Source organism: Pedococcus sp. KACC 23699 (assembly GCF_045348425.1).
Lineage (GTDB): Bacteria > Actinomycetota > Actinomycetes > Actinomycetales > Dermatophilaceae > Pedococcus.
In genome coordinates, this window is the sequence record NZ_CP157483.1 from 505,550 (window position 1) to 522,684 (window position 17,135).

The 17,135-nt window shown below is 65.6% G+C and carries 13 protein-coding genes and 2 pseudogenes; 7 read left to right on the forward strand and 8 right to left on the reverse strand.

Annotated elements, in window-relative coordinates; genetic code table 11:
- Positions 1–1,263 precede the first annotated feature (1,263 nt).
- Positions 1,264–1,890 (forward strand): hypothetical protein, encoded by a 627-nt coding sequence (locus ABEG17_RS02385; protein ID WP_406831665.1) that lies wholly within the window; start codon positions 1,264–1,266, stop codon positions 1,888–1,890.
- On the forward strand, positions 1,887–2,141 hold the full coding sequence (locus tag ABEG17_RS02390) for a hypothetical protein (protein WP_406831667.1): 255 nt from the start codon (positions 1,887–1,889) through the stop codon (positions 2,139–2,141). The genes ABEG17_RS02385 and ABEG17_RS02390 overlap by 4 nt, the downstream gene beginning before the upstream one ends.
- A 277-nt stretch (positions 2,142–2,418) precedes the next feature.
- On the opposite strand, the gene ABEG17_RS02395 is transcribed toward ABEG17_RS02390, so the two are convergent.
- Positions 2,419–2,595: a hypothetical protein gene (locus tag ABEG17_RS02395; protein WP_406831668.1), complete on the reverse strand. Its 177-nt coding sequence runs from the start codon at positions 2,593–2,595 to the stop codon at positions 2,419–2,421.
- A 230-nt stretch (positions 2,596–2,825) separates the two neighbouring features.
- Here ABEG17_RS02395 and ABEG17_RS02400 point away from each other — a divergent pair, with 230 nt between their 5' ends.
- The 3 genes from ABEG17_RS02400 to ABEG17_RS02410 all read left to right on the forward strand — a co-directional run bounded on the left by ABEG17_RS02400 (position 2,826) and on the right by ABEG17_RS02410 (position 5,099).
- Entirely contained in the window at positions 2,826–2,957 is a 132-nt protein-coding gene (locus ABEG17_RS02400) for a hypothetical protein (protein WP_406831670.1), read from the forward strand.
- A 744-nt stretch (positions 2,958–3,701) separates the two neighbouring features.
- On the forward strand, positions 3,702–4,334 hold the full coding sequence (locus tag ABEG17_RS02405; RefSeq protein WP_406831672.1) for a hypothetical protein: 633 nt from the start codon (positions 3,702–3,704) through the stop codon (positions 4,332–4,334).
- 54 nt (positions 4,335–4,388) lie between these two features.
- The gene (locus tag ABEG17_RS02410) at positions 4,389–5,099 is read left to right on the forward strand and encodes a toll/interleukin-1 receptor domain-containing protein (protein WP_406831673.1); all 711 of its coding nucleotides are present in this window, start codon (positions 4,389–4,391) and stop codon (positions 5,097–5,099) included.
- Positions 5,100–5,397: 298 nt separating this feature from the next.
- Here ABEG17_RS02410 and ABEG17_RS02415 read toward each other — a convergent pair whose 3' ends face one another.
- The 5 genes and pseudogenes from ABEG17_RS02415 to ABEG17_RS02435 all read right to left on the reverse strand — a co-directional run.
- Positions 5,398–6,114, reverse strand: a complete 717-nt coding sequence (locus ABEG17_RS02415; protein WP_406831675.1) for a hypothetical protein — start codon at positions 6,112–6,114, stop codon at positions 5,398–5,400.
- 579 nt (positions 6,115–6,693) lie between these two features.
- Positions 6,694–7,026, reverse strand: a pseudogene (locus ABEG17_RS02420) (DUF6804 family protein); the annotation flags it as partial.
- Positions 6,911–7,936 carry a type II secretion system F family protein gene (locus ABEG17_RS02425; RefSeq protein ID WP_406831677.1) on the reverse strand — a complete coding sequence of 342 codons (1,026 nt, stop codon included), beginning with the start codon at positions 7,934–7,936 and terminating at the stop codon, positions 6,911–6,913. The pseudogene ABEG17_RS02420 and the gene ABEG17_RS02425, both read right to left, overlap by 116 nt.
- A complete protein-coding gene (locus ABEG17_RS02430; RefSeq protein ID WP_406831678.1) occupies positions 7,933–8,841 on the reverse strand; it encodes a type II secretion system F family protein in 909 nt (302 codons plus the stop codon). The genes ABEG17_RS02425 and ABEG17_RS02430 overlap by 4 nt, the downstream gene beginning before the upstream one ends.
- Positions 8,842–8,854: 13 nt before the next feature.
- Positions 8,855–9,112 (reverse strand): annotated as a pseudogene (locus tag ABEG17_RS02435) (CpaF family protein); the annotation flags it as partial.
- 136 nt (positions 9,113–9,248) lie between these two features.
- On the opposite strand from ABEG17_RS02435, the gene ABEG17_RS02440 reads away from it, so the two are divergent.
- Both ABEG17_RS02440 and ABEG17_RS02445 read left to right on the forward strand, forming a co-directional pair.
- The gene (locus ABEG17_RS02440) at positions 9,249–10,745 is read left to right on the forward strand and encodes a recombinase family protein (protein WP_406831679.1); all 1,497 of its coding nucleotides are present in this window, start codon (positions 9,249–9,251) and stop codon (positions 10,743–10,745) included.
- A gap of 1,718 nt (positions 10,746–12,463) precedes the next feature.
- Positions 12,464–13,060, forward strand: coding sequence for a hypothetical protein (locus tag ABEG17_RS02445; protein ID WP_406831680.1), 597 nt, complete (start codon positions 12,464–12,466; stop codon positions 13,058–13,060).
- 301 nt (positions 13,061–13,361) lie between these two features.
- On the opposite strand, the gene ABEG17_RS02450 is transcribed toward ABEG17_RS02445, so the two are convergent.
- Both ABEG17_RS02450 and ABEG17_RS02455 read right to left on the reverse strand, forming a co-directional pair.
- Positions 13,362–16,298 (reverse strand): hypothetical protein, encoded by a 2,937-nt coding sequence (locus tag ABEG17_RS02450; RefSeq protein WP_406831681.1) that lies wholly within the window; start codon positions 16,296–16,298, stop codon positions 13,362–13,364.
- 471 nt (positions 16,299–16,769) lie between these two features.
- Positions 16,770–16,997, reverse strand: coding sequence for a hypothetical protein (locus ABEG17_RS02455; protein WP_406831684.1), 228 nt, complete (start codon positions 16,995–16,997; stop codon positions 16,770–16,772).
- Positions 16,998–17,135: the final 138 nt, after the last annotated feature.

The following is a 17,135-nucleotide window of genomic DNA, read 5'->3' on the forward strand; positions in this document are numbered from 1 at the left end:
TGAATAGCCAGCCCTCGACCCTCATTTCTCACCTCAGGAGCCCTAATGCCCGTCAATCCGCACTCTGGCGAGTATGTCCAGCCACGCCGAACGCCTCGCGTTCTTTCGCAGTCATCTGAGGACGCCAAGGCGCGTGGTCCGATCCCCGCGTCCGAGCTCATCGAGAATCGCCGTGCAAGTCGCGCGCAGGCCCGCGACGGCAACGACAACGCCGATGGCGGACGTCGACCGCGGCCTCGGTCCGTTCCTGGCTTCTGGCCCGACGAACGTGCCCGTAACGCGCTGCTTGCCGATCCCGTTCGCGGCGCTGCCTACCGAGCCAAGGGATGGCGCATGAGTGCCGATCACGTCGCGCGGCTCGGCGCCGCGAGCGTCTCCCACCATCGCGTGGGTATCGGCGCCATCCCCCGTCACCTGGCACGTCGCGCCGACGGATCGGTGCGCTCATTCTTCGGTCCCGGCCCGGCCATGTCATGGGCACAGGGGGGTTCTCCGTGAGTGATAACTCAACTGCACAGAGCACGGATTTCGCGGTGGAGTGGGGCTTACCTGCCCATTGGCAAGCCCGTACGCGCGGACTCTTCGAGGAGGTCATCGACGAGCACCCCGATCTCAAGGGCGCCGCCCTTGGCACTCTCTTCGAGGCCTGCGAGTTGTCCGCCTCGGCAGACCTACTGAATGCGTACGCCCGCGATCACGGGCCGATGTCGACGGGCTCGACGGGCCAGCCCACAGTCTCCCCCGCCCTCATCGAGGCCCGCCTAGCGCGCACCGCCGCGGCAGCCATCCTCAAGAGCTTGCGGGGAGACGCAGGAACCGCCCGCACCACGCACGCTCGTCGCGCCGCTCGCGCCCGTCACGGGACCCGTGGGCGCGGGTGAGCCTGCGCCCCAGCGGTATGAGTCACGGTTCCGCCAGAGACAGTCCCTTGACCGCGCTCCGCAACGTCGAGCCCATCATCGTTCTTGAGCGCGACTCCGAGGGATCTCCTGACCTCCGCCTCGTCATCGACCGGATCGCGGAGCTCCCCGAAACCGCGACGGCTTGCGCCTGGGCTACGTCCGACGCACGTCGTAAGGACGCTGTCTCCCGTACTCGGGCCTACCTGACTGCCGCGTCCTATCGAGCCTCGGCGGTCGCGATTGAACTCGCCTCGATCACCTTCTAGCAGTGTCCGCGGTCTGGCCTCCTTGCGCCCGACCCCCTACCCCCCGCACCCCGCGGTCTCGCCATGTACAACCTCAAACCGAAGGAACTCCGCACATGAACTACATCCCCGTCAGCGCCGCCGATTTCAGGAGCAGTGCGGGCCAGCCCGTGTTTCCCCACCAGCTACCTCCTGCGTTTCTCGATGGCCCAATGTCCACCGGAGCCGAGCGTGCGGCCTGGGAGACAGCCCTCGACGAGAGCATCACCGCCACCAACACCTACGCCAAGGCCTTGCGTGATTGGCATGAAGGAAACCCGATCGGCGACTTCGCCGACCGCGCGAGTCGCGCCCACGCTCAGAAGGTGGCACTCCGCGAGATCGAGGCGGCATCGGACGCCGCCGCCCGTGCGGGCAACGCAGCCGTGAAGCGTTACCACGCCGCGACTACCGCAGCATTCGCCAAGCCGGAAACAATCACCTCCATCCGGCAGGCTTGGCTCGATGCCGACGCGGACGCCGTCGAGGCCCTGCGTCAGCTCGAAGACTCAATTCGTCGGCGAGAGGGACTCCACCACGCTCTTCGACTGCGCCCCGAGAGCTCACGGAACCCTGGCCGCGGACACTGGTCCTTCCACGGCGGCTTCGATGCGCCGAAGGATGGCCTCGACTCGCGTATCGCCGCCATTCGCGAGGTAGTTGACGTTGCTCCGCGTGACCTCGTCGCCGAGGCAACGCGATGAGCGCCCATCCCTCCCGCAACCTCGCGGACATCGTCACCGACGTCCTGGCCTCGCAGCCTAAGGACCCCGCCCAGCAGGCCTACAGGGCGATGAGTTCGGTCCAGAAGGCCTACGTTGACCGCTTGGCCACCCGTCGGGGCCTCTCGACCGCCGAGCATTTGGCCGCCCTCGACCGCCACCGCGCGGAGCGGGTCGCGGACGCCCAGCGTGCCGACGGTCCAGCCGACATCGCTCGCCGCGCTCGACGCTGACCACCCCCAACCAGGTGCCCACCTACCTCAATCCGAGGTAGGTGGGCTCTTGCTTTCACTCGCGTTAGGGGACTTCACCGATGCTCGGAAGAACCGCAACCAGCCTCCACGCGGCACGCCGACCATCTTCCGCGAGCGGCCTACCCGAATTCCGCCCACCCCGTCCCTCGGCCCGCGATCCCAGACTGCGAGTTCGTCCCGTGAGCACCGCCCCTCGCGGCCCCGACCGGCCTGCACCCCAGGCGTTGCGGATCAGCACGAAGCGCAAGAAGCGCGCTCAGTCCTTACGCTGACGCAGGTCCCGGCGTGCGTGCCATTGCCACGCGATGAACCCGGCGACGCACACCACCGCGCCGATCCAGCGCACTGCCGCCGCCTCGGGAACGAGGCCGGCGAGCAGGACGGTGATTACGCCGAGCGCCATTACCGCCAGACCTTCGCGGGAATTCTTCATGCCCGCACATTAGACCCTGAAAGGCTGTTCGCATTGGCGTTCGGAGCAGACCGCGCCGTCAAGGTTAGCCTCACCACGAACGTTTCGGACTACCTCGGCAAACTGGCTCTGGCGCAGAAGAAGGCTGCCGAGTTCGGCAAGTCGGCTAATTCGTCTGCGGTGAAGAACCGCCCGACTGGGAGCGTGTTGGCAAGTACCTCCTGGTCGTCGGTGCTGCCGCTGCTGCGGGTGTGGGTCTGGCCGTCAAGCGGTTCGCCGTCTTCGACGCCGCCATGTCTGCTGTCGCTGCTGGCACGAATGCGACCACACTCGAGCTCAAGTCCTCCGACAGGAGGACGCCCGCCTCGTCGGTGCTGCCGTGAACTCCGAAGGCACCTTCGGTATCTGTACGACCCCCGCCTCCGGTTTACGTGCGGACCTACTTCGCACACGCAGCACGCGCGAGCCATTAGTCACCTCGTGGGCGTTACCGCTCGACGTGATTCTCCGACCGCCCGCACGGCCGACGCCGACCGCGGCGAGTGGGTCGTCGATCTCCACTGCCTGGGCGCACCGATCCCCGAGATCCGCGTCTCTCCGACAGCTCACGCTCGGAGCTAAAGCAGCACCTCGGACGTCGGAACGCCCTCCCACGAGAGCACTCCTGAACACCGTCGCCACTGAGCCACTCGCCCCGTGCGCTGCACGGGCGAGGCCCCTTGTACCTCTATTGAGCCTGATCCACTTGCAGACATCGAACCGCGACCGCGGACCTTTACAGAACCAGAGCGCCGCCTCGTCGCCGTAGAGCCGGGCGCGCAGATGTGGCGCCCCTCCGTCGACAGCTCCGGCGGCGAGACCGTCGGTCACCGGCGCCTTCGCCGCGGCGTCCGCCGCATCCGACACCGAGCCGTCCTGGCCGACGACCTCGCGGAGACCTCCGTAGGAATGACCGACGCGCAGCCGTGGCCGACGATGCCTCCTCGTACCGCACAACAACGAGGGCACTCCGGAGTCCGTCGACTATGACCGCACCGCCGTCGCTCTCATCCCGTGGCTCAAGAGCATCTAAATCGCACCTCGAAGCAGCCCGGTCTCTACCTATCCCCCCTCTCATAGGAGTCCCCTTGATCCCCGTACCGCCGCCGCCAACGCTCATGGCCATCGTTGCCCGAGCACCCAGACGCGCCCTCGGCGAGGCCCGCGCCGCGAAGTTCAGCGACTCCGTCGTCCCCGACGACCTCACGGTCCACGACCGCCCCGCCAACCTGGACACCGTCCGCTCGGCCTACTGGCGAGGTGGCGACCCTGCCGCGCACCGCGCCCTCTTCGCCCTGGCGATGCATCGAGTAGCCCGACACCCGATCCACACCGCCGAGGCGGCTGAGTGCATAGGGCAATGGGTGTCTCGAACCGTCGCGAAGGACGCCCTCATCGTCCGCGAAGCCATCCTTGCGGGACACATGGACGAGCCCACTCCCCCTGTCGTCACCTCTGAGGAGGCCCGCGCCCGACTCTTGGCGACCGTTGACGAAATCCTCGATGCTTACGAAGAGGACTTGGACGACGACCCGCCGTCGACGCCGCGCTTGCCGACGTTGACCGGCTTGTTGACGCCTCCTGATCTGGCTCATGCAAAGGCCCCGCCCCCTCGTCGCGAGGGTGGCGGGGCCTCTCGTCGTTTACACGGTCTACGGGCCGCGGGGAGGCCATCGCCCGGCCACTACCTGCCGCCCCATCTTCGGTTCAGGGTTATATGACCGGCTTTCTGCCAAGGAGCGCAATTTGTCAGCAGGTGCCTCTAGTATCGCGGCATGGCGCAATGCACAGCCCCGGTCAGAGGTCACCGCTCACCCGCCGCAGCCGCGGACTGCCCCGCGTGCGGCGGGCGATCGCGGTACGGCTCCTCCTACTCCTCCTACTCCTCCTACGGTGGCTCGTCGCCCTATGGAAGCGGGCGAGGGTCGACGTACGGGGCGCCATCGTCCGGCGGCTCGACCTCGCGACGCACCCGAACTGGTAGGTCCGTCTCGTACAGCCCTAGCGAGTGGCGCGCTGTTGAGCCATACGCTGAAAAAGCTGCGGAACAAGCCCGCGCCCACCCGGAGCGCCGCGATCTCTTCCTGTGCCACGCCTGGGACGACCGTCAGGGCAGCGCGGCTGACCTCAACCGGCTCTTGAAGGCCAACGGCGCAAGTGTGTGGTTCAGCGAGGAAGACATTCCCCTCGGTTCGCTGATGATTCGCGAGATCGATAAGGGGCTCAGGAACTCGCGTATCGGGATCGTTTTGGTGACGCCAGCGCTGATCAAGAGCATCAACAACGAGGGCATCGCCGAGAAAGAGCTCGCCGTGCTGCTAGCCAGCAGGCGTGTCGTTCCCGTGATGCACGGCGTCACCTTCGACGAGTTGAATGACGTCAGCACGATGCTCGCGTCGCATGCTGGACTTAGCACGGCAACGTCGTCGCTCGACGATGTTGCAGCCAAGCTCGCAGCTGCAGCCGCTGCTCTCCCGGTCGCGTAGTCCGGCGGCATCGCACGACAAGGCCCCGTCTCTTCAGCAGAGACGGGGCCTTTCGCCCTTTGCACGCCCTAGAGGTCACCGCGCGCGATGGCCGAGCGCACGGCCTCCCGCGCCCCCGCGCGTCTCACGAGATAGAGGGCAAGGCCCGCCTCCTCCATACGCTCTTCGACGGTGGACGAGCAATTACCCGAAGACTCGCCCCGGTCGTCGTGCAACCGACCTCCGGGGCCGCCCCTTATGGGGATGCCGCGGAGGCTAACGCCGAATCACGTCGCACCGCACACCGAGAGGGTCTCGGCTACAAGCCGGTCCCCGCCCGCGAGGACGACGCTTCCATCTCCGCCAGCATCCCCGAGCACCATGCGGTGAACTCCTTGCCATGGTTACGGGGGCCCCGAAGGCAGCGTTTGATGGTCGTCTCTGCGAAGAGGTGAGCGGCCACCGCGTTCTCTACCCGAAAGATTACGTAGCGGCGCTCCATGCCGACCCGCCAAGTCGGGTGACCCACCGGGTCTGTAAAGGCGGCGGCCGGATGCACCGCACCGTCACGGAAGCGGAAGATCTCCTGCAGAATCCGACGACTCTCCTTGCTGAAATCATTCGGCAAGATGAACGCTCGCTGAAGGGTTTGATGAATCCGCGCATCGGCGCTCTTTCCGCTCGCTTTCGACGAGGGGACGTAGTGATGCACCGTGTTCGCAAACGCCTCCATCGCGAAGGCCGAGGAACACAGTGATGTCACGGAGCCCCGAAACTCACGCGTAAGCGCGGCATGGAAGGCCTGCGGCTGCTCCTCGCGGTCGGGACTCGAAGCTCGCGCTTCCAAGGCGGCATCGCGTTGCGCCGCCGCGATGGAGAGCCAGTCGGGCCAAACGTCAGAGCGGACCGCGACCTGGACGTCCGAGGCGACTTCCCCCTCCTCCGTGACGCGAATGGAGAGGTTACGGACCTGCAGCTGGCCCTGGCTGGGGAACCACACCCCCTCCCAGCTCCCGTCATATGGCTCCTCAGTCATACGGCCACGCTAGTGCGGCGTCTAACCGAGGGGATGGACGAAGAGCGTTACGGCGATGCTCGCAAGGACGCCAGCGAGAAAATCGAGAGCGTTGGAGACGTCCGCAGACCGGGCCGATCGCTTCGATTCAGCCGCAAGCTCCGTCCGAAGTACATTTCTTACGGCTTCCCGCGTCTCTGCATGTAGGGCCGCTAGTCGCTCGGCCTCCTCCGCCTCGGCCCGCAACTGTTCAGCGGCAGCCGCGCGCAGTGAGCTCTACCTCAATCTCACGCATGATGGCCGCGGAGGTCCGGACAGTCAGCAAGGCCATCCAGCCGCGTCTCGGTTGTACCTTCGGGGGCCTGCGTCTGTCTCCTCAGAAGCTCTGCATGCGTTCGTCGCCTGGCCGAGAAGAAGGACAACAACGACCCAACCAGGGCCACCAGTGCAAGGACTACTGGGGTGAAGTCGTTACTCCGAACCGGGTCCACGGCGCGATCCTGAGTGAAAGGGCTCTGCGGGGCTCAGCGGTTGCCCAAGGTGACACGCTCGACCGAACGCAGGCCACACGCACGAGCGAGCAGGGAACGGACTCCGCACTCAGGCTGAAGGGGGAACAGCTTCAATCGACTCTGATGGGGTGGGAACGCTCCGCAGAGCGATGGCTGAGCCAAACGCGATCATGCTGAGGAAGTCGACATCGACCCAGATTTCTCGCGTCATCTCAATAGGTATGAGTGGATTGAAGAGGACAGCAAGTCCGGCGAACACCACCTTGGCGACAGGCCAATGCTGGTGGGCCCATGCCGGAGTCGGCTCATAGGCTCCACGCCGGGGGTGTGTTGCTTCCCTCTTCTCCTGACCGTACGAAAACCATGCGATGGAGAGCGCGCTTAGGCACACGACCCAACGAAGGAGGGTGAAGAAGCCGTATGGGTGTCCGCTGGTAGCCCCTACAAAGAGAAGGACCAAGGAGACGACAGCCGGAATCGTCTGAGGGCGGTCTGTCACTCTGGGAAACATACCGGACCGGTGACGCAAGCGCCCCAAGGTTGCTGAGAACCGAAGTGCTCACCGTGACACGCTCGACAGCGATGATCATGCCGTCGACGAACCTGGCGAGGCTGACCAGGCCGGTGCGGTCGGCAAGTCCCTGCAGCGCGGTGGGAAGGTTGGCGCCGGCCCGGGCATCGGCGAGGCATCGGCCGAGCTCGTGGGAGAGCTCGCCGTGGGAGAGGCGGCAGACCCGCTCCAGGGCACCCACGGCCCCCTCGCCCGCCCCAACGGCCAGGGCGAGCAGCTCGGCGATCGTCGGAAACTCCGCGAGCATGCGTTCCTCGCGACGGTTGGCCTCACGGCTGAGCCACTGGTCACGGCCGACGACCCCGACCCCAGCGCCACACAGCGTCACGATGACCGCGGGCCCGACGGAACCGCCGTTGCCCAGCCACAGGCTGACGCCGAGGACCACTCCGACCACCAGGCCAGCCGCACCCCACAGCACCTGCTCGGCACGGAAGCGGTCGACGTCGGCGGGCCGACCGGCCCGCAGCAACCTGCGCCGCACCGAGGCCGAACCACCAAGCACGCGCTCGATCCGCGCAGCCAGGTCAGCTACGAGGGGCCGCGCCAGCACCCCGAGCGCCCCGGCGCCGGCAACCTGGCGTCCCTCGAGGAGCCGGGAGGGCCGTGGCGCGTCCCGGAGGTAGGGCAGCAACCGGTCGTCGAGGGTGGCGCGGCGCCTGCGCGGCAGGCCCGCCCAGGCCAGGAGCAACCCGACCCCCACACCGAGACCGACCCCCGCGCCGGTCACCGAGAAGCCCAGACCTGCGACGCCGCTCATCGCAGCACCCGCTCGTCCTCGGGCAGCCGGCCGATGTGGATCATGATGCGGTAGGCCGCAACGGAGACCGCTGCCCCGACGAGCAGCACGACCATGCCGGTGGAGCTCGCGTAGGCCTGGATCGACTCGGGACGGGTGCAGAGCATCGCGAGGACGATCCACGGGGCCGCCACCGCCAGGCGTGCCGCGTTGACGGTCCACCCCTGGCGGGTCTCGAGCTCCGCGCGCGTCCGGCTGTCCTCACGCAGGAACGTGGACAGGGTGCGCAGCAACCGTCCCAGGTCGCTGCCACCGACCTCTCGGGCGATCCGCAGCGACTCGACGAGCCGGTCGCCCACCGGATCACTGAGTCGGACCTTCAGCAGGTCGAGGCTCTCGTGGAAGCGACCCGTCGTGCGGTAGTCCTCGGCGAACGCCCGGAAAGCCGGTCGCAGCTCCTCTGGACCGCGGCGGCCCAGCTGGCTCAACGCCTCCGGCAGTGCCAGTCCCGCCCGAACCGCGGACGCGATGTTGTCGACCGCATCGGGCCAGAGCTCTCGCAGGCTGGCCCTGCGTCGACGCGCCCTCATGCGGACCAGCGCCAGTGGCGCGTACCCCGCCATCGCAGCGAAGCACAGCGCCACGGGTGCTACACCGGTCGTCGCCAGCACGAGCAGCACCACGACGGAGAAGGCGATGACGCAGGCGCTCACCAGGCTCCGTGGTCCCACCGACTCGTACCCCGCCTGGACGAGCTCGTCGCGCATCTTGTCGCCCAGCGTCACCCTTGGTGCTGCGGCTCCGCCCGGCGACGGCACCCAGGCGGACCACCAGATGCAGAACAGACCGCATCCCAGCAACAGCCCGACGAGCAGACCGCTGGCGTTGCCCCCGACGGCGACCACCACGTCATGCAGCTCCCCCATCGCGACGTCCCCCTCAGCCCTGCGCCAACAGGGCCGCGACGTCGTACCCGGCCCGCCGGAACCGGTCGCTGTGCGGTGGGAAGCCCTCGGCCCTGCGCAGCACCCCGTCCCGCTGGACGAACAGGTCGGCGACCTCGACGACGTCGTTCTCGACGCGTCCCGGCACCGCGACGATCTCTCGGACCCGGCGCACCCCGTCGTGCTCCAGCGCCGCGTGCACGACGATGTCGATCGACCCCGCGACGGTCGGCACGACGAACCGGCTTCCCACCTAGTCACACAGCCAGAGCTTCCCGCCGATGGAGATGTGCATGACTACATCATCAGTTGGTTCAACGAGAAGCGACCTGCATCGTCCAGGCCGTCCACGAGGTGCGTCGAGAGCCGCTAGCCAGAACGCCGCAGGAATGATACCGGGCCGGATCGCATACGTGCGTGTGTCGACCGCACGCGACGAGATGGTCGCGCCCGAGATCCAAATTGATGCCATGCGCGCGTGGGCCGCACAGCATCATGTTCCGATCCTTGACGTCGTACAGGACCTCGATCAGTCAGGGCGCGGGTTTGCCAAACGCAAGATCGCTTCGATCATCGAGCGTATCCAGCGCGGTGAAGCGTCTGGCGCCCTCGTATACAACTTCTCCCGCTTCGGCCGGAACGCCACTCTGGCACTCGCGCACATCGCGGAACTGGAAGCGGCTGGCGGATCAATCTTGTCCGCCACCGAGCCCGTAGACCCGGAGACGGCGATCGGTCGATTCACACGGACCACGGCACTCGCCGTCGCGGAACTTCAGTCGGACCAGATCTCGGACGGGTGGAAGGCCGCGATCGCTCGCAGGGTCAAGCACGGCCTTCCCGGTGATGGCCAGCCGCGCTTCGGCTACGTCTATCACCGGGCTGCAGGCGCGGTACGTTCGTGCCCGCAGGGCTGCCCAGAGGGGACGTGCACGACCGGCTACGTGCTCCACCCGAGTACGGCAAGCATTCTCCGCAATCTCTACCTCTCGTACCTGGACGGAACCTCCCTCCCGGCTCTAGCAGAGCGATTGCAGGTGGAGGGCATAGCGTCCGTCCGCGGCGGTCGTTGGGTGACCACCACAGTGCGCGACATGCTCGACAACGGGTTCGGGGCTGGTCTGGTGTCGACGAAAGGCCACTTCGCGGACGGCGCCCATCCTCCGGTGATTTCTGCGGACGAGTGGGCCGCCTACGTCCGTCGACGTGACGAGTCACGAACCGTCGCTCCTCGGCACCGCAACGCCGTTCACTCCACTGCCGGCATCGCCGTCTGCGGCCTATGCGGGAACAGCATGGTGGCGGCGTCGACGCGACGAGACGGAAAGGGCTACATCCTGCGCTGCGGACGGATGCAATCATCCGGTCGTGGTGCATGCGCCGGAGTATGGATCGTCCGTAAGTCCGTCGATGCAGCCGTCCTTGAGTGGCTGAAGCCGGCCGAGGCCATTCTCACCCGAGCCGCTGCCCTCGCCGCCACTATCCGACCGATCACTCATCTACCGACGGTCCCGTCCGGCCAGGGAGAGTTGAGGCGTCAGGGCAAGGACTTGGAACGGCGCATCCAAAGGATTACGGACGCCTACGAGGCCGAAGCATTCCCACTGGACGAATTTCTCCAGCGACGCGCTGCCGCCCAAGCAGCGCTGGACGAGGTGGAGCACGGTCTAAGTGAGGGCGCGGCGAGTAAGGAGGTAGTGACGTCGTTTCAGATCAAGAACCTGATCGAACAGTGGGAGCAGTTCTCGTCTGCTGCGCAGCGCGATGTGCTTAAGGTGCTTATCGAAAGGATCGTCATCCATCCCCGTGATTCTCCGATTCGGGTAGAGATCCAGCCAAGCCGGGTGTTCGGTTCCACTTTGGACCTGCCGATAACGAGACAGTGAATGACTACATCGACTCTGTCACTACCGACCCGGCGAGCCTTTCCTCCTTGTCGCAGATCCTGTCGTGGGCAGGTGATCGACTGGCGAGAGACGCAGCCCAGGGGGGTAGTTCTCGGGAAGAGGCGCCGCCCGAAGGCCGCACATCCTCGGTCGCGCGGAGGGCGACCTGAAGCCGTCCCTCCTGTGTCGCGAGGCGAGCCAAGCGGTCCCAGATGACATGAGTGAGGGCCTGTCAAGCGACCAATGCAAACGGTCGTCCATCGTGCCGCAACCCTCGGATCACCTCTCCGGACCGTCACAACACCCACTGACAACCATCCACGATAGAGGCAAAACATGTTTGACCCGGAGGTGCAGCGATTCGTATTGCGGACACTTGCCGCCTGGGAGGAGCTCGAACTCGAGTGCCTCCAGCCCCGCGATGCTGGCGACATGGCAGCCACAGGGAGCAGGGCCGTTGTTTCATCAAACCAATCCTTTAGGACCTTGGGCTGCCCATCGTCGTCACCGAACACAAAGGCCGCCCCCACGCCCACCTCACCGACCGCATGGACCTGCCACGGGGGGCGGGGCGACTTCGACCGCGACTTCGCCCCGCGCCTTGAAAGTACTCCGCATGCCTGAAGCGCCGAGTTGGTCCTGCCCGGACTGGAGTGCCACCTACCGTGAACTGGTGGACGCCCTGCGACATGGTCAAGAACCAGAAGTTCCTGCCCTGCTGCTCGTCTTTGCCCCGCAGGAGCTCGCCGACGAGTCCGCCGGAGCGGCGTGAGCGGTCCCCGACGAAACGGCTGGGTGGCGCAAAGGTGGATTCCAGCCCAACGAGCCCTTGCCCTCACGTTGCTTCGGAGGCGAAACGCTCGTCAGCGGGCGAGCGCACCCGAACCGGCAATCAGGGCGCCAAAGGTAGGTACGATCCGTACCGTCACGTGCCGATGAGTCACCCATGCTGCATGCCGAACTGACTATGGTCGCGATCGGAACTGAACGTGAGTCCTCACAACTACGAATAAGGGCGGCGTTCGCGTCCACTAGCGCAGCGTGGCACGGGGCCATGTTCCTGCTCCTGCCACTGGGCCCAAGTACGAAGGGCTCTGCGCGTTCGGTGTTTGACCCCGGATCGGACTTGGAGCGAAATTGGTGGACGCGAGCGAGTGGCTTAGTGGCGATGGGCTGCGGCTGCTCTCATGACGTGGCGCGACTCGCGACGGGACCTAGTGAAGGCGAGGTACGCATCCTCGTCAGCAGCAGGCACTCCCCCGCCGAGGCTCGGCTGCATCAGTTCTGTGCAGCACACGAAGAGAGCGTCTCCCTCGGGCGCGACCGGTTCACGCTTGCGACCCGCATACGTCACAGCGAATTGGGGGTGATTCATGGCGCCATCGAGAGGCACCGAGCCGGCGACATCTTCATGGCACTCGCGGGCTCGTACGCCAGCGCTGGCATCGCTCCCCATGAGTCGTCCCTGCTGGACCGCGGCGTCGATTCCGATCCCGCAGCAGCACTGCGAACAATGGCAGCGCTGCGAGGCACCCCGATCCTCGGCCAGCAAGACCCAGACTGGTTCCGGGTCAGGTGAATGCGTCGACTCGGGTCTCTCATCTCGGTTCGCGCACGACGGGTCAGCGAGCACTTCGACCGACAGGGTCAATGACCCCCGCTGACCCGCCGATGTAACCACCACCCTGTCCGAACACGACCGCCAAGGAACTCGCCGCATGCCCAAGCAACCCAACCTCTCGCTCCACCTCAACCCTGACGACCAAACCATCCGCTTGGAGGGCTGGGCCGAGATCGAACATCCTCGATGCGGCCGCGGAGGTTACTTCTCGATCGCTTTAAAGGCGCAGACGGTCGAAGACGAGTTGCGCCCCTTCGCCGCGGCCATTGCAAACCACGTTCACGCACAGCTCTTCGCGATCCCGATACTTGGAACGGTGTGGTGGGGACCGAAGTGGGGGTCGAACCAGTCCGACATCGTCATGGTCCATATCTACCGACAAGACAACCATCTGGCACTGTCCGTCACCGTGCGCGATGTCTGGTCGGACGAACTAGAGGAGGACGACGACACGGATGTCCTCCTGTTCAGGATCTCGAACATCGTTCCGTCGCTCATCGTCGATGCTCTGGCCTACCTGCATCACCGTTCTACGGAAATGGCTCACGTCGGCCATCGAGTAATGGCGGGCCTGAACCCGCATGAACCGAGCATTAGCGACAGCGCCTTGGTGACCCTGGCAGCACTCCGATTACCAGATGCCGCTGTGCCATCGCAACCGGTGTCGGGCAGGTTCGCTCTACCCCTCATCTGAGGAACGGGACCATGGGCGACAATTCCGGAATCGGGCTTGCACTTCGTGTCGTCCCGTGGCGTGGTTTCTGAGTCCGCCGGTCCATGGGTTTGCCCCCGCCCAAGGGTCCCGTCATGGGCAGGTCCCGCTCGCGGCATCGGACATGGCTCCAGGACGATCGTCCTCTTGAGGCGTGTCATGCGGGGCCTGCGCCTGACGACAGCGCCCGCGGACGGAGCCGCTTGAGAGGTGGCCGCACCGCGTTGGAAGCCGGCTAACGAGTGGACATACTGACTTGGGTCACCTAGGCGCAACTACCCACTCATTGTCGATACCGAGAGATGCCAGCCTTGTGCAGTCGTTTGCTAAGGGCGCGGTCTGAGACCCCCAGCGTGTACGCCAAATCGACGAGAGGCGTTTTCCGATCAATGTATGCCTCTCGAAGGCGCGCGTCCGTCCACTCGGGACCGATGGATCCGGTAGTTTTGACGTGGAGTTCCAGGGCTTCAACGGCGCTGTGGATCTCGTGCCGGCGCTTGCCTAGCCGCGATACCAGCATCGTCGTAGTGATAGCAGGGTCCCCCAGAACTGCCCTGCGAAGATCGAGCCACCATTCCGGCTGGGCGTCTTTGACAGGGCGGCGTGCCTGTGGGAGGGCCGCCAAGGAGCGGAAGCAGTCAGGGAACTCCGGTGACCCGGCGACGGGCATTCGAAGGCATCCGCTGCAGAGCAGCCCCAAGGGGCATTCTCTAACCCTGGCCACGATGTCGACCCGACCACCACAGTGCGGGCAGTCGCGACATTGAACGCTGACCTTCTGCCCACCCTTGTTGGAGGGTGCCACGAAGTAGCGGTCTAGTTGTGCTACTCCCAACCACGTCCCGTCCTTGGCTCGCAGCAGGGCGTCGAGGTCGCGGCCAAGAAGTTGGGTCTCGAAGCGGCGCGCGAGCTCTTCGCGATCGAGGGCTCCCTCCTGCGACACAACGTCAAGAAGGTCTTGGCGCAACGCGCTTGGTGCGTTCCAGTTGAACTGTGCGGTCGTGGATTCTCCTGTGTAGGCACTAACCAACAGGGTGCGGAAGCCTGGGTCAACGCCTTCTGATGGTGGCTCCCCAAGGAGTTCCCGGATGGCAATCGAGCGGACTTGGGCAGGGGCGCCGACGAGGGATTGTGCCGCGCCATGCCCAGCCACACCGACGCCTTTGAGCCCGCGAATTGCGTAGGCGGACAGGTCGGGGTCTAGTGGGGTTGGCTCGGCCGCCCGCCGCAAGGCGTCAGCCACTTCATGAGCAAGGGACTTCTGGCTCCTTCGGGGGGCGATGGCCACCGCTCCGGTCACAGGTGCCGTCTGCTTCTCCCCCGTTCCCCCAGCTGTAGGGAGCCGAAGCGCCAGGGACCAGTTGGCCGTCCCTTGACGTTGGTCATAGTTGACAGTGAATCCGGTGAATACCGCGTGCAGTGCCTCGACGATCGGCAGGGGGAGCATGCCCTGTGTGTGTCGCAGCCTCGCTAGCGCCATCATGAAGTCGCCCACTGAGACCCTTAAGGCCTCAGGCGGCTTCGGGGCCGGGGGGCGCGTCTTCGCACGTTCCAGCAGGCGCGTCAGGCGGGCAACAGAGTCCGAAGCCTCCTCGTAGTCAGCCTTAAAGACCGGGCGCAAAGAGTCGCCGGGTGACGTCGCGTAGAACTCGTCGTGTGCCTGCTTCTTGATGCGCGTCGCCCGCGTTAGTTCATCCGCGAGCGCGCTGCACTCGTCCTCACTCGTATCGGAGTCTGGGGCGCGACCGGCATGGGACAAGAGACCAGCCGGCTCGACGAACTCGAAACGCCGAAGTTGACCGACAGCGTCGGCAATCGACTTGTGGAAGTCCGCGGGCACCACGAGGCAACGGAAGTGCGGACTGTTCGGAGTCGCTTCAGTCCAGCCACGCTTGAGCGATGCAGTCCAGGCTCGTCCTCCGGGTTCGGCACCTAGCGCGGCGCTCGAGGCCTTCCGCACGGCCAACATGTAGTGGGAGCGGGAGCGATAGGACCGCGAGAGCAGCGCGAACTCTTCCTCCCCGACCCGCCAACGGAAACCTGCCAGTGGGAGTTGCTGCCGGTTCTTGTCCGGCGTGGTCTGCGGCAGGCGGTTGCGCTTCGCCTGTGCCTCCCGACTCCGCTCACGTATGGCACTGAAGACCTCCGGACTGGCCCACCCTCCTTCCGGAACAGGGAGGTCGAACACGTACTCAATTTGCGGATCAAGGGCACCTCGGTCCCCGACCAATCGAGGGACCTGAGTGCGATGGTTCACCTGATGTTGGCCTCGTTCATAGGTGTCGATGCGCTCTATCATCCGCTTTACATAAGCCTTGGACAGTTTCAGGTCCACAAGTCGCCGCTGACTGACCAGTCCGGCCTTCCGCGTCGTCAACACCTTGGCCGCCGCGAGAGTGGCAGCGACCTGCCCCCTAGAAGTGGTCGAGTGAGCGAGCTGCTCGAAGGCACGCTGCAAGGCCTCAACGACCGCCTTGTCGGCCAGGGCGATTCGCCCATCGGGGGTACGGACATAGCCGAGGGGCAGGGTTGCCTCAGCAAATGGGTAGCGTCCCCGGCTCGCTCCAGCAAGTCGCCCACCGTCCATACGCGCCACGATGACAGAGCGTTCCCGAATCGCGTGTGTGGCAAGCGCGATGAAGTCGGCCCCGGCGGAAGGGTTGTGCTTGAAGTCGATGACCTCGGTGGCAGCGCAGTCCAGAAGAACGCGGGCGGCCTTGAGGGCTCGCGCGGCGTCCGAAACGTGGTGCTCGTGGCGCACGATGCGGCTGACTGGGCCGGTGACCAGGACGTCCGGCTTCAGGTCGCGAAGTGTCTGTGCGAGGGCTCGTGTGAAAGCATTATCGCCTTGGTCTGAGTCCTTCGCCGCCGAGGTCAGGGCGTAGAGGACATAGGAGTTTCCACGGCGGACGACGGCCACGCGGCCTTCCGGGACCTTGATCGGGTACCCGCCCCAGCTCTGGGGCTCGAACAGGGGCGCCACGCCACCGTTGATCAAGTCCTGCAGGTCATCACGATAGGAATGGGCGCCAAGCACCGTGGCAGCCATGTTGGCCAACTGCTGGAGTGCGCTTAGTGAACTCTCACGGACAACAAAGAGGATCCGCGCCTCGGGCTCGTAGACGCGTTGAGCCCGGCCACCCCAGTAGACGCCACTACCTAGTTCGGTCGCGGTCACGTTCAGGCTCTCGGCGCCGTTGTTCGCGGTGATTCGAACCATGCTCATCGTCGGCCGCCTTGGACCACGAGAGCAGGGTCATCCACGCGCGGACAAGCCACAGGTTTGGCGGCTCGTGCGGGGTTTCGGCCCCCTCGATATCTGGCATCGCTGCACCTCAGAGCGCTAGAGCGACCCTCAGCTCGAACCAGCGAGCTGGGCTGCCTTGATGATATCGAGAAAGCGTGGAATGCCCTGAGCAACAACGGTGCTGAAGGACTGGATAGGTCATGGGTTCGGGTCATGGGTGGTTTCTCGGCTCTGTTACCGAGCACCTTTAGGAGCCCGCTGCAGAAACTTGCTAGCGGCGTCTTCCTTGACTGGCTGCCGTTGGCGAGGCATCGATCCGAGCGTCTACGTGCGGGGTGACCCGTGAGCGGGTCGGGTTGGCAGCGATTCCGCCAGCGCCAGTTCAGCCGGTGAAGCAGGTCAGGGATCTCGAGCTCGTCGACTGCCGAACGGAGTCCCCGGGACCTAGCCCTGTTCAAACTCCTGTTGAGCAGCCTGTGCTGAGAGCCCGAGGGCGACGCCGATCACCGTCCACGAGTCCCCGTGTTGGCGAGCGCTTGCGACGGCGGTACGGAGGTGCTCGGTGGCTTGGTCAACTTCGCGCTGTGCGGCGATGATGGCGCGGAAAAGCCGACCGTCGCGGGCAGGCGTGTCAGCGGGGTTCAGAGAGTCGAGTCCAGCGTCTTCGTTCACGCCTCCAATGGTGCCTGCTCCCGCCCCGACGACGGGCTGCCTGAGCCGCCGGGATCACGGAGAACCCGCTTCACACCTCCCACGTCCCTCCTCCGTTCGAACTGGACGACAAGGTCCCCAAATCGCCCTCACCGGACG